We start from the raw sequence: 13,855 nt of genomic DNA, 5'->3' as shown, positions 1-13,855 counted from the left end.
ATCAAAATATTTTATGAAAGCTTATTTATTTCCTGGTCAAGGATCTCAATTTTTAGGAATGGGAAAAAATTTATACAAAAATTCTCATTTAGCAAAAAAATTATTTCAATTATCTGACGAAGTTTTAGGTTTTCGAATCACATCTGTAATGTTTGAGGGATCTATGGATATTTTAAAAAATACAAAATACACACAATTAGCAATTTATATATATTCAGTTATAAAAGCAAAAATATCAAATAATTTTGAACCGGATATGGTTGCTGGCCATTCTCTTGGTGAATTATCTGCTTTAGCTGCAATTGATGTATTTTCTTTTGAAGATGGATTAAAATTAGTGAATCAAAGAGCTTCAATTATGCAAGATATTTGTGAATCAACTCATGGAGGAATGGCAGTAGTGTTTGGGTTAAATGATTCTATGATAGAAGATGCTTGTAAAAAAGATCATGGAATTATAGTTCCATCTAATTATAATAGCCCTGAACAATTAGTAATTTCCGGAGAAATTCAAGCTTTGAGAAGAGTTTGTTCTTTTCTCAAAAAAATAGGGGCTAGAAAAATATTTATTCTTCCTGTTCATGGAGCTTTTCATTCTCCGATTATGAAACCAGCTCAGAAAAAATTTAAAAAAATTGTAAATAAAATTTATTTTAAAAATTCTAAATATCCAATTTATCAAAATGTAACGGCTCTTCCCGTCATAAAATCTGTTGATATAAAAAATAATCTTGTAGAACAATTGACTTATCCAGTTAAATGGAAACAATCTATAAAAAATATGATGGATGATGGCGCTAGTACATTTACGGAAATAGGACCTGGAAATATTTTACAAGGTTTAATTAAAAAAATTTTAAGAAAATCTACCTAAAAAATATAAGTCCATAATGCATCGACATAGATATAAACATTTTTTTTATAGTCATGGAAAACTCCTGCTAACAGGAGAATATTTTATTCTGTGTGGAGCTTGTGGATTAGCTCTACCTACAGTGAAAGGACAATCATTAACTATCTTTAGACATAATTTATCTTCTATTTTACATTGGAAATGTTATGATGAAATTAATAAACCTTGGTTTGAAGGAATCTTTAAACTTCCTTCTTTAGATATTTGTTATGAAACAGAAAAAAATACAGCTCTTAAACTAAGAAACATATTATTAAAATCAAAAAAAATTCAAAAAAATTTTCTTCCTAATTCATTGGGAATATATGTTGAAACACAATTGGAATTTCCAAGAAATTGGGGTTTAGGCAGTAGTTCTACTTTAATTAATAACATAGCTAAATGGGCTAAAATAAATCCTTATATGTTATTAGGTAACTATTTTCCAGGTAGTGGGTATGATATAGCTTGTGTTTCAAGTTCAAAGCCCATAATTTATAAACTATGGAATAATAAACCTCATATTATTCCTATAGAATTTAATCCACCATTCAAAGATCAACTTTTTTTTCTCCATCTTAATAAAAAACAGAATACTTGTGATGAAATACGATTTTTTCGTTCTAATATATCTAATATATCTGATAAAAATATTGAGTCTATATCTTATATAACTCATAAAATTCCTTTTTGTCAAACTTTAAAAGAATTCGAAGAATTATTGCTACAACATGAAAATATTATATCCAAAATACTGAAACTTCCTACTGTTAAAGAAGTATATTTTCCAGATTATATAGGAGTAGTAAAAAGTCTAGGTGCTTGGGGAGGAGATTTTGTTTTGATAAGTTATAGAAAAGGAATGAAAAATTATTTTTCTAAGAAAGGATTTGATACACTTATTTCATTTGACGAAATGATTTATAAAATATAAAATTTACATTTTATTTTATATATTTAAAAAATTTATTAATTAATTTATTATGTGCAGTGTCGTGAATTTTAATATCAATGGATATCATTACCAACTTCCTGTAATTTATGGAACTTTTTATGAAAAAGCTATTAATATTTCTCAATTAAGAGAAAATACAGGTTTTATAACATTTGATCCTGGATTTAAAAATACAGGAATAACCAAAAGCTCTATTAGTTTTATAGATGGAGAAAAAGGAGAACTTTTATATAGAGGATATCCTATTGAACAAATTATTAATAAATGTTCATTTATAGAAACAAGTTATCTTATTTTAAATGGAGAACTTCCTAACACTGCACAACTCAAGTCTTTTTCTGAAAAAATAAAAAAATTTAATTATATTCATAGAGAAATAAGTCAAATACTTGATAATATTCCTAATTTTTATCATCCAATGGGGATTTTGTCTTCTCTTACTTATATTTTAGATGCATTTACAAATTGTTTACAGGAAGAAGACATGTATCTTCACTTGATAGCTCAATTACCTATATTAGCTGCTTTAACTTACAGAAAAAAAGTTGGATTACCTCCTTCTCATGCAGATCATCATCTTGATTATATTTCCAATTTATTAAAAATGTTTTTTTCTATTCCTAATAAATCTTATGAACAAAATCCGATTATTGCGGATGCTTTGAATAAACTTTTAATATTACATGCTGATCATGAGCAAAATTGTTCCACAACGACCGTTCGATTGTTAGGTTCTGCTCATGCTGGATTATTTTCGTCTATATCTGCAGGAATGAGCGCACTTTGGGGAAGATTACATGGAGGGGCTAATCAAGCTGTAATTGAAATGTTAGAAGCTATTTTAAATAGTGGAGGGAATATAAAAAAGTGGATAGAAAAAGCAAAAAATAAGAAAGATCCATTTCGTCTCATGGGATTTGGACATAGGATTTATAAAAATTTTGATCCTAGAGCTAAAATAGCTAAAAAAGTAGCTGAAAATGTTATTCAAAAATTAGGAATTTATGATCCAATATTGGAATTGGCAAAAAATCTTGAAGAAAATGCACTTCAGGATCCTTATTTTGTAGAAAAGAAACTGTATCCTAACATTGATTTCTATTCCGGAATTATTTATAAAGCTATAGGTATTCCAAAAGATATGTTTACTGTTATGTTTGCTTTAGGTAGATTACCAGGATGGATGGCTCATTGGAAAGAGATGAAATCAAATAGAGATCCTATAGGTAGACCTAGACAAATTTATATAGGATACAAAAAAAGAAATATAAAAAACTAGTGCGGGCGAAGGGATTCGAACCCTTATGCCTAATAGGCATCAGATCCTAATTCTGACGTGTCTACCCATTTCACCACGCCCACTTACTGGTTTGGAAATTTATAATAAATTTTAATGAAAATAAAAAGAAGATGATACTATTTCGTTATTTTTATTTAGAATTTGATATTCTGTGTATTTAAATGAATCTCTTGGAATTATTTTAATCCATTTTTTATATTTTAATAACCATTTTTGTTGAATAGAAGGGAATCCTTTTTTTAAATAAGCTGAAACAAAAGAATGAGTATGTAATTGAATTCCTTTGTGATTTTTTATAATAGTTTCTATAACAAATTCTAAATGATGAATATAATTTTCAGGATAATTTTTCGATTTTTTATTATCTATATTCATTTTTTTTAATTCAGGTCTGACTCTATGACGAGTAAATTGAACTAGACCAAATTTATTGGGAGGTAAAATTTGATGTTTTGCTCTATCATTTTTCATTTTATCTTTTAGATGTTCATATAATTGTTTTTTTTGCATGGAATCAGACATATCTATAAAATCCACTACAATGATACCTCCCATATCTCTCAATCTAAGCTGTCTTGCTATTTCAGTAGCCGCTAATAGATTTATTTTTAAAATATTATCAATTCTTTCTGATTCCGTACAGTTCTTCATCATGTGATTACTCATTCCACTATTAACATCTATGACATGTAAAGCTTCAGTATGTTCTATGATAAGATATGCTCCGTTATCAAGAGGGACATTTTTACCTAAAAAAATTTGTATTTGCTTTTCTATTCCATATTTTTCAAATATGGGAATATTTCCTTTATAATATTTAATGATATTGGTTTTTTCTGGAGCAATTATAGATAAATATGAATGAATTTCTCGGCAAAGAAAACTGTTATTACAATAAATAGATTTAAAATCGTCATTAAATATATCTCTTAATATACAATAAGTTTTACTGTTTTCACTTAATACCCGAACTGGAGGAAAAAGTTTTATTAAATTATTTAATGTTTTTTTCCATTTTTTAATTAAAAAAATTAGTTCTTTATTCAATACTTCTTCTATTTCATTATCAGCAGCTGTACGAATAATAATACCAAATTCATTGGGTATTATTTCTTTTATATAAGAAATTAATCTACTTCTTTCTTTTATGTTTTTTATTTTTTTAGAAATAGAAATTTTTTCTGAAAAAGGTATAAGTACTAAATTCCTCCCTGGAATACAAATTTTTGTAGTAAGTTTTAGTCCTTTATTAGAAATAGGTTCTTTTGAAATTTGAACCAATATTTTTTGTCCAATATGCAATATATGATCTATAGAATTTTCTTTTTCTTTATTTTCAAAATCATTAATAAAAGACTTTTTTTTTACTTTTATGTGATTTTTATATATAAAATCTAGTATTTGATTGGTTTGAAATCCTACATCATCATAATGTAAAAAAGCACCTTTTGAATGTCCTATATCTATGATCGCAGCATTTAATCCATATAAAATTTTTTTAACTATTCCTAAATAAATATCTCCTACAGAGAATTTTCTATCAAAAACATCTCTATGAAGCTCCCGTAACTTTCCTGCTTCCAAAAGAGCTATCTTAACTTCTTGTTCTTCTGCATTTATAATTAACTCTTTACACATACACAAAAACAAGGAAAAAAGTTTTAAAAATTATTATTTCTTTTTATGTCTATTTTTCCTATTTCTTTTTTTTCTTTTATGGGTAGCGATTTTACGTCTTTTTCTTTTTTTTCCGTTTGGCATAATTTTCATTTAGTAATGATATGATTCTATATTCCCATTTTATTTTTTTATAGGAACATTTTTTTTCACTAATTCTGTAAAAGATTTTGCAGGTTTAAATGCTGGTATATTATGCGCAGGAATTACAATAGACATATCTTTGGATATATGACGTCCAAGTTTTTTCGCTCGGTATTTAATAATAAATGACCCAAATCCTCTTAAATAAACATTTTCTCCTGATGTTAAACTTTGTTTAATTTTTTTCATAAATGTTTCTATAACCTTTTGCGTATTAATTCTCTCAGATCCAGTTTCTGATATGATTTCTGTTATTATATCTGCTTTTGTCATGTTAAATCATTATATCGAATAACAAAATTTGGTTTCCTAAATATACCAATTTTTTATAAAATTGCTCTAAAATTAAAGATATATGGATTTTTCTAAAAAAATAATAAATTGGTACGAAAAAAATAAAAGAAAACTTCCTTGGAGAGAAACCAAAAATCCATATTATATATTGGTTTCAGAATTTATGTTGCAACAAACAAGAGTTTCACAAATCATAAAGTATTATCTAAACTTTATCAAAAAATTTCCAAGTTTAGAAAAATTAGCTCAAGCAGAAGAAAAAGATGTGTTGAAAGAATGGGAAGGGTTAGGTTACTATTCTAGAGCCAAGAACTTACATTTTTTTGCTAAAAAATTAAAAAATGATAAAAAATTTTTTCCAAAAAAATATAAAGAATTAATAAAATATAAAGGAATAGGTCCATATACAGGGGCTGCTGTGGCTTCTATATGTTTTAAGGAAATAATCCCCGCTATTGATGGAAATGCTTTCAGAGTTTTTTCTAGATATTTTGGAATTTACAATGATATCACATCCACTGCTACAAAAAATATGTTTAGAGTTATTGTTTCAAAAATAATGGATTTTGAACAACCAGGAATTTTTAATCAAGCAATTATGGATTTAGGTTCTATTTTATGTACTCCAAAAAATACTAAATGTTTATTATGTCCTATTAAAGATTCTTGCTTTTCCATTCAAAATAAAACTGTATATAAATTACCTGTAAAAAAAATAAATAAATTTATAAGACATAGATTTTTTTATTATCTTTTCATATGCGATCGTAATAATAATATTTGTATAAATAAAAGATCAAGTAAAGATATCTGGAAGGGCCTTTATGATTTTCCTTTAATAGAATCGAAAAACAATCTTTTAATTAATGAAATAATAGATACAGTTTGGGAAAAATTTAGAATAATTGTTTATAAAACTTTAATTTATAAAATAGAACATAAACTCACTCATCAAATTTTATCAATTCGATTTTTTAATTGTGAAATTTTACAAGATTTAAATAAAAATATATTTTTTCAAAAATTTTTTTTTATACCACATAATCAAATAGGAGTCTATCCTTTTCCTCGTCCTATTATCTTATTTTTAAAACATAAAAAAATGATTTAGTTTTTATTTTTTGATGATCCCTAATCTAATATGAATTTAAGATCCATTTTTTATCATATTTTTTTTCTAAAAATTATTATCAAAATTTAATCTATTGGAAAAAGAATCTTCGACGAATATTTTTTTGGAAAAAACTTTATATTTAGTTTTTTATTTTGCATTGATAATAATACTGTTATTATTTTCTGCATTAATATCTGGATCAGAAACTGCTTTTTTTTGTATCGAAAAAAAAACTCTTGATAGAGAAAGAAAAAAAAACTCTTATAAAGGAAATATAGTGTTTCAAATTCTTAGAGATAAGAAAAAACTCTTAGCAACAATATTAATATCTAATAATTTTTCTAATATTGGAATAGTCATATTAAGTTCTTATTTAATAACAGAATTTTTACAAAACAAATATTTAATTATTTATAACCAATTTCATATCCCTATTAATTTCCTTTTAGAAGTGATTGTTCTTACTTTTATTTTACTTTTATTTGGAGAAATTATCCCTAAAATCTATGCTAGTAAAAATAATTTACGTTTCGCTATTTTCATGGCAAGACCCTTAATGATTCTTAGCAAAATATTAGATCCAGTCAGTAAGATTATAATCTTTATTTCAAAATCTATAGAAAGAAAAATAATAAAGAAAAAAAATATTATTTCTGTAGATCAGCTTTCGAAGGCTTTGAAAATCACATCTAAAAATCAAAAAAATGTGAAAGAACGTCAATTTTTACAAAGAATTGTTGATTTTGGAAATACAGAGACTCATCAAATTATGACTCCAAGAATAGATATGTTTGCTTTAAACAGTAAAGTAAATTTTTCTTCTGTTTTAGAATTAGTTCGGAATCAAGGATATTCTCGCATTCCTGTGTATAAAGATAGTATTGATGATATAGAAGGAGTTCTTTTTGCTAAAGATCTACTTCCGTTTATTTATGACATAAATTTTAAATGGAATAGACTAATTCATACTCCTTTTTTTGTTCCAGAAAAAAAAAAGATAGATGATCTTTTGAACGATTTTAAAAAAAGAAAAATACATTTAGCTATTGTAGTAGATGAATATGGAGGAACATGTGGTTTAGTTACTCTTGAAGATGTGATAGAGGAAATAGTAGGAGATATTATTGATGAATTTGATGAAGAAGACATGACTTATTCTAAACTAAATAAAAATAATTATTTATTTGATGGAAAAACATCTTTAATTAATTTCTATCGTATTATGGATATTAAAGAAGAAGTTTTTTTTGAAAATAAAAAAGGAGATGCAGATACTTTAGGAGGATTTATTATGGAAATAAGTAAAAAATTTCCCAAAAAAAAACAGGAAATAAATTTTTTAAATTATTCTTTTATTATAAGAAGTATTGATCATAAAAGAATCAGGACTATAGAAGTTATAAGAAAAAAAATGAATTAGAAAAAAAAATTAAATTTATGTAACATTATAGTTTTTTAATTTATAACATAAAATGAATATCATGAAAAAAAACATGATTTTTGTTTCTATTATATTTTTAATCATAGTAACTGCTGGTACATATTTTTTTTTAAAAAAATTTTTTTTATATCCTTCAGAAGAAAAAGCAATGAAAGAATTGAATTATGCTCAACAATATCTTTCTATGGGAGATATAAATAAAGCCTTAAATAGAAAAAATATTAAAATAAATTATTTAGGATTTTCAGGGATAGCTTCTAAATATCCTTTTACTAAAGCAGGAAATATTTCTAAATTTTATGCAGGAATTTGCTATTATAAATTAGGTTATTACAAAGAATCCATAAAAATCATGAAAAGTTTTTACGCAAAAGACGAATTTTTATCTTCTATAAAATACGGAATGATAGGCGATGCTTTTATTCAAATAAAAAATAAAAAGGAGGCTTTAAAAAATTATGTTATAGCAGCAAATATAAGAGATAATGAAATCACAACACCTCTTTATTATTATAAAGCCGGATTGTTAAATTTTTCTATGAAAAAATATAAAGATTCTAAATATTTTCTAAAAAAAATAGATAAAAAATATCCTTTGTTTTTGTATAAAAAAAATGTTGAAAAATATCTTATGTTTATTGAAAACAAGTTATAAATTATATGTATGAAAATAGATCCTGCTTATTCTTATTCATTAGATAAAAAAAAAATAAAAAATGCAAATTTAAAATTTGCTATTATAGTTTCTTTATGGAATAGAGAAATTACGAGTAGATTATATAAAGGTGCTTATGATACTTTAATTCAATCAGGGGTGTTAAAAGAACAAATTCAAACTTGGGAAGTTCCTGGAAGTTATGAATTAATTTATTCTTCTAAAAAAATAGCTCATTATTATAACTTTGATTCAATCATTGTAATAGGATCCCTAATACAAGGAGAAACACCTCATTTTGAATATTTATGTCAAGCTATTTCGCATGGAATTAAAGATATTAACATAATATATGATGTACCTGTTATATTTTGTGTTCTTTCTGATAGAAATCAACAACAATCTTTTGATCGATCAGGCGGAAAAAATGGAAATAAGGGAATAGAATGTGCCAGAACAGCTATATATATGTCTTTATTTAAAAAATCTATAAAATGAAAAATGTTATTCAATTTTTACCTGAAAAAGTTATTCAGCAAATAGCTGCAGGAGAGGTCATACAACGTCCTTCTTCTGTTTTAAGAGAACTTTTAGAAAATGCAATAGATGCAAACGCAAAAATGATTGATATTTTTATAAAAGATTCAGGAAAAACATTGATTCAATTAATAGATGATGGAATAGGAATGAGTATTCATGATGCTAAAATAAGTATTCAAAGACATGCTACTTCTAAAATTAAAAAAACTGATGATCTTTTCCAGATTAAAACAAAAGGATTTAGAGGAGAAGCTTTAGCTTCTATAGCACTTATTTCTCAATTAGAAATACAAACTAAAAATAAAGAAAATATTGTAGGAATTCAACTTTTTGTAGAAGAAGGAAAAATAAAAAAAAAAATTCCTTTAAATATGCTTCAAGGAACAAGAATTTCGGTAAAAAATATTTTTTATAAACTTCCTGTCAGAAGACAATTTTTGAAATCCTCTAAAATAGAATATCAACATATTATTCATGAATTTTATAAAATAGTTTTAGCACACAGAAATATAACATATCGTTTTTATCATAATGATAAAATTATTTTTTTTTTTAAAAAAGCTTCTTTAATAGAAAGAATACAAGAAATTTTTAAAAATAAAAAAAAAAATTTAGTTCCCATTTTTATAAAAAAAAATAGAATTCTTGTAGAAGGATTTGTTAGTGTTCCAGATGTTTCTATTAAAAAAGGAGATCAATTTTTATTGGTCAATCAACGTTGTGTTACGCATTTATTTTTACATAAAAAAATTATTCATGCCTATGATGGTTTTTTGAAAGATTTTAAAACAGCTTCTTATTTTATTTTTATTTCTATAGATTCTAGTTTAGTCAATTGGAATATACATCCAACAAAAAAAGAAGTAAAATTAGAAGAAGAAGAGATTATTGGTAAAATGATTCAACAAGAAATTAAAAATATTCTATTTTTTCAATATAAAGTAAAAAGCAAAGAATTGAAAAACTATGATGTTTTTTTATCTTGTAAATCACTTAAAAAAGATTATTTATTAAGTAGTTTTTATGATAAACTTTATAATAAAGAAAAAATTTTTCAATTAGAAAATTGGTTTCAGAAAATTAATGAATCTGATTCTGATACATTGACATTTAAAAATAATTTTCAATTAACAAATGAACTATGTTATTATATTTCTCGTAAAATAGAAATAAAAACTCTTCAGATTAATAGAAAATACATAATTTTTGTATTGAATAATGAGTATATGATATTAGTAGATCAACATAGAGCACATCAAAATATATTATTTGAGTTTTTTTTAAGGAAAAAAAATTTGTTAAGCCAACAATTTATTTTTCCCATAGAAGTTAAACTTTTGAATAGAGAATTCATTTCTTTGAATAATATTAAAAACGATTTGATAGATTTTGGATTTCATTTATATATTTGTAACGAATCAGTTTATTTATATTCTGTTCCTGAAAATATACATCAAAATATGTTGATTGAAGTTATTCAAAATATTATAACATATGATTTTATTAAAGGAGAAAAAAATAATAAAAAAAAACTTATTCAAATTATATCAAAATCCGCATCCATAAAATACGGGACAAAATTATATTCTGAAAGAATGGAATGTATAATTAAAGATTTATTTTCTTGTCATAATCCAAATTATACATATTCAGGAGATCCTGTATTTTTTGTTTTAAACAAAAATTTTTTTAAAAAGTGAATTTTTATACAAATTTCAATTCAGATGCTGTAAAACATTTAATTAGTATTAATATACTTGTATATACAGCTATTTTTGTTTTTTCACAATACAAAATAGAAAGTATCCTTTCTTTATATCATCCTTTAGATGAACGATTTGAATTATATCAAATTTTGACTCATATGTTTGTACATTCCAAACGGCTTTTTTTACATATAATTTTTAATATGTTAGCTTTATTTATGTTTGGAGGACAAATAGAAACTCTTTTGGGAGTAAAAAAATTTATAATTATATATTTTTTATCAGGTATTTTAGCTGCATTATTTCAGATCATATTTAATACCGGGGTGTTATATTATTTTGTTCAAACTTTAGATTTTTCACAAGCTAAAAAAACGTTAGATTATTTAAATGAAGAACAAAAAATAAATCTTTATAGTTCTATGTATTCTCCTATGATGGGAGCTTCTGGAGCCGTAAGTGGAATAGTAGGAGCTTTTGCTAAATTTTTTCCAGAACATAAAATTTTTATTTTACCTTTTCCTTTTCCAATAGCAGTTAGAAAAGCACTTGTAATTTTTATTTTTGGAAGTTTGGCTTCAGCTATTTTTAATTTAGCGCCTGGAGTTGCACATTTTGCTCATATTGGTGGTATTTTATCTGGTTATTTTATAGTAAGTTTTTTTATAAAAAATGAAAGAAATACTTTTTATTGAGTTTATTCGCTTTTAAATAAAAAAGAGGTCAAATATATAAATGACAATAAAGAAAATAAAGATAAATAAGAATATTTTCCATTTACTGTTCTCATAATACGATCCCAACGAAATTTCCAAAAAAATATATTCAAAGGACTTTTTCTATTCCAATCAATACTCATCCATATAAATATAGGTTTTCCTACTATATGATCTTCTGGAACAAAACCCCAATGTCGAGAATCAGATGAATTATGCCTATTATCTCCCATCATAAAATAATAATTATTTTTTACTTTGTAATATTTTTTTGAATCTATATTTGAATCTATATCAGATTTTTTAGCTTTTTCATAAGTAAAAATATCATTGTAAATATGAATATTTTTTAAACTTAATCTAATGAATTCTCCTTTTTTAGGTATGTGTAATGGACCAAAAAAATCCCTATTCCAACCATAATAATTAGGAGTTATACAATCTTCCTTAAAATCAATAGGAAGAATATACTCTTTTATAAAAACTATATTTTCGAATAAATTTTTTATCTGAGTTGCTTTTTTTTTGTTTAACATAATTTGATAAAAATATTCATCATTTTTTTCTCCAATATATTCAATATCTTCTATATCCATTTTATTTTTAATATATTCTATATTTAAAGGAATATTCACCGTTTTAATAAAATAAGCTTGTTGTTTTTCCAAAAAATATTTTTCTTTTTTATGGTTAACAAATAAAATTCCTTTTCTAATAGAAATTAAATCTCCAGGTAAACCTACACAACGTTTAACATAATGATCTTTTCGATCTATTATTTTATGATTAGAATCTTTAGGAAAATTAAAAACGACTATATCATTTCTTTGCACAGATTGTATAGATGGAAGACGAAAATAAGGCCATTGAAAAATGGAAATATAAGATTTTATATTTCCAATAATATTATTATGCGTGAAAGGGATGGAAATAGGAGATATAGGCATTCGTAATCCATAATGAATTTTACTAACTAATATAAAATCTCCGACTAATAAAGTTCTTTCCATAGAAGAAGTAGGAATGACAAAAGGTTGAATTATATAAGTATGAGTTATAAAAGAAAAAATAACAGCTAATAAAATTCCTCTATTATTTTCTTTTTTTTTTATATTATCTATTCTCGATAATTGTATTTTTTTAAAATAATTTATGTAATAAATATATAAACCTGCAGATAAAAAAAATAAAATAATATTTTTTTTTGTTTTTTTTAAAAAAGTATAAATTAGATCCATCCATAAAATAAAAATCAATATTATGCTAGTTAATGGAATAAGTAATAGAAAAATCCACCATATAGATCTTTTATAAATTTTTAAAAGAATGAAAATATTATATATAGGAATAAAAATTTTCCAATATTCTACCCCCAATTTTTTATAAAATTTCCATGTTCCTAAAACATGAATAATATGTTCAAGAAATAAAAAAATACCACTAAAAATAAAATATTGTAGCATAGATTTTATATTCCTAAAACCTCTTTCATAGAAAAAATACCTTTTTTATTTTGAATCCATTCTGCTGCAATAACAGCACCCAAAGCAAACCCTTCTCTACTATGTGCATTGTGTTGAATTTTGATATCCTCTATTTTAGATTCATATTTTACGATATGTATTCCTGTCACATTCTTGAATCTTTTTGATAAAATTAAGATCTGATTTTTTGTTTTTTTTTCATCCAAAATCCATGTTTTCTTCATTTTATTATGAATTATATCTTTTGCCAAAGAGAGTGCAGTTCCACTAGGTTTATCCATTTTTTCTTTGTGATGAATTTCTTCTATTGTTACTTCATAATCTTCAGAATAGAAAGATAATAGTTTTGATAATTTTTTATTAATTTCGAATAAAATATTCATTCCAATACTAAAATTAGAAGAATACAAAAAAGATCCATTTTTTTCTTTACATATTTTTTGAATGATTTCAAATTTTTCTAGCCATCCTGTAGTTCCACTCACTACAGGAATATTATTTTCTATACAAATTTTTACATTGTTAAATGCAGAATGAGGTTGACTAAATTCTATTGCTACATCTGAATTTGAATTATTTAATAAATGTAGAGTAGGAGTTTCATCATAACATAATGAAATTTTATGGTTTCTAATTTTTGCTATTTTTTCTATAGATTTTCCCATTTTTCCATATCCTATTATTGCTATATTCATATTATTTATTTTATGTTTATGATTGAAATAGAATTCATCATTCAAAGATAACTTATATTTTTTTTTGATGAAATATAAAGAAGTTCTATCTTTGAACAGATAGATATGAAAGAACAGTAATGATAATCAGGATTAGAAAAGCCCACGTGGTGAAAATGGTAGACACGCCACTTTGAGGGGGTGGTATCCGATATAGGATGTGCTGGTTCAAATCCAGTCGTGGGTACAAAATATAGAAATTT

The 13,855-nt window shown here is 24.3% G+C and carries 13 protein-coding genes and 2 tRNA genes; 10 read left to right on the top strand and 5 right to left on the bottom strand.

All coding sequences use genetic code 11. The features are described 5' to 3' along the window. Positions 1 to 13: 13 nt before the first annotated feature. The 3 genes from fabD to H0H50_RS00495 are packed head-to-tail and all read left to right on the top strand — an operon-like array spanning position 14 to position 3,126. Positions 14 to 874 (top strand): ACP S-malonyltransferase, encoded by an 861-nt coding sequence (gene fabD / locus H0H50_RS00505; RefSeq protein ID WP_185867232.1) that lies wholly within the window; start codon positions 14 to 16, stop codon positions 872 to 874. A 16-nt stretch (positions 875 to 890) separates the two neighbouring features. After that, complete coding sequence (locus H0H50_RS00500) at positions 891 to 1,826, top strand: GYDIA family GHMP kinase (protein ID WP_185867231.1); 936 nt, start codon at positions 891 to 893, stop codon at positions 1,824 to 1,826. Positions 1,827 to 1,875: 49 nt separating this feature from the next. Next, the gene (locus H0H50_RS00495) at positions 1,876 to 3,126 is read left to right on the top strand and encodes a citrate synthase (protein ID WP_185867230.1); all 1,251 of its coding nucleotides are present in this window, start codon (positions 1,876 to 1,878) and stop codon (positions 3,124 to 3,126) included. Here H0H50_RS00495 and H0H50_RS00490 read toward each other — a convergent pair. The 3 genes from H0H50_RS00490 to H0H50_RS00480 form a co-directional block, all read right to left on the bottom strand. Then, a tRNA-Leu gene (locus H0H50_RS00490) sits at positions 3,127 to 3,209 on the bottom strand. Positions 3,210 to 3,237: 28 nt separating this feature from the next. Next, positions 3,238 to 4,785 (bottom strand): Rne/Rng family ribonuclease, encoded by a 1,548-nt coding sequence (locus H0H50_RS00485; RefSeq protein WP_185867229.1) that lies wholly within the window; start codon positions 4,783 to 4,785, stop codon positions 3,238 to 3,240. A gap of 162 nt (positions 4,786 to 4,947) precedes the next feature. Next, entirely contained in the window at positions 4,948 to 5,241 is a 294-nt protein-coding gene (locus H0H50_RS00480; protein WP_185867228.1) for an HU family DNA-binding protein, read from the bottom strand. A gap of 82 nt (positions 5,242 to 5,323) precedes the next feature. Here H0H50_RS00480 and mutY point away from each other — a divergent pair, with 82 nt between their 5' ends. From mutY to H0H50_RS00450, 6 genes are all read left to right on the top strand, one after another. Beyond that, the gene (mutY, locus tag H0H50_RS00475; RefSeq protein ID WP_185867227.1) at positions 5,324 to 6,373 is read left to right on the top strand and encodes an A/G-specific adenine glycosylase; all 1,050 of its coding nucleotides are present in this window, start codon (positions 5,324 to 5,326) and stop codon (positions 6,371 to 6,373) included. 94 nt (positions 6,374 to 6,467) lie between these two features. Beyond that, on the top strand, positions 6,468 to 7,796 hold the full coding sequence (gene gldE / locus H0H50_RS00470) for a gliding motility-associated protein GldE (protein WP_185867226.1): 1,329 nt from the start codon (positions 6,468 to 6,470) through the stop codon (positions 7,794 to 7,796). Between the two features lie 61 nt (positions 7,797 to 7,857). Beyond that, positions 7,858 to 8,472, top strand: a complete 615-nt coding sequence (locus H0H50_RS00465) for a tetratricopeptide repeat protein (RefSeq protein ID WP_185867225.1) — start codon at positions 7,858 to 7,860, stop codon at positions 8,470 to 8,472. 9 nt (positions 8,473 to 8,481) lie between these two features. Continuing rightward, positions 8,482 to 8,970, top strand: a complete 489-nt coding sequence (gene ribH / locus H0H50_RS00460; protein ID WP_185867224.1) for a 6,7-dimethyl-8-ribityllumazine synthase — start codon at positions 8,482 to 8,484, stop codon at positions 8,968 to 8,970. Continuing rightward, a complete protein-coding gene (gene mutL, locus H0H50_RS00455; protein WP_185867223.1) occupies positions 8,967 to 10,712 on the top strand; it encodes a DNA mismatch repair endonuclease MutL in 1,746 nt (581 codons plus the stop codon). Before ribH ends, mutL begins: the two co-directional genes overlap by 4 nt. Continuing rightward, positions 10,709 to 11,413, top strand: coding sequence for a rhomboid family intramembrane serine protease (locus H0H50_RS00450; protein WP_185867222.1), 705 nt, complete (start codon positions 10,709 to 10,711; stop codon positions 11,411 to 11,413). The genes mutL and H0H50_RS00450 overlap by 4 nt, the downstream gene beginning before the upstream one ends. Before the next feature lie 2 nt (positions 11,414 to 11,415). On the opposite strand, the gene lepB is transcribed toward H0H50_RS00450, so the two are convergent. Both lepB and dapB read right to left on the bottom strand, forming a co-directional pair. After that, entirely contained in the window at positions 11,416 to 12,897 is a 1,482-nt protein-coding gene (gene lepB, locus H0H50_RS00445) for a signal peptidase I (protein ID WP_185867221.1), read from the bottom strand. Positions 12,898 to 12,902: 5 nt separating this feature from the next. Next, entirely contained in the window at positions 12,903 to 13,613 is a 711-nt protein-coding gene (gene dapB / locus H0H50_RS00440; protein ID WP_185867220.1) for a 4-hydroxy-tetrahydrodipicolinate reductase, read from the bottom strand. A 140-nt stretch (positions 13,614 to 13,753) separates the two neighbouring features. Between dapB and H0H50_RS00435 the strand changes: the two genes are divergently transcribed. After that, positions 13,754 to 13,839, top strand: a tRNA-Leu gene (locus tag H0H50_RS00435). Positions 13,840 to 13,855 lie beyond the last annotated feature (16 nt).

It is taken from the genome of Blattabacterium cuenoti, assembly GCF_014252015.1.
Classification (GTDB): Bacteria; Bacteroidota; Bacteroidia; order Flavobacteriales; family Blattabacteriaceae; genus Blattabacterium; species Blattabacterium cuenoti_U.
This window is presented reverse-complemented; position numbering and strand designations above follow the sequence as displayed.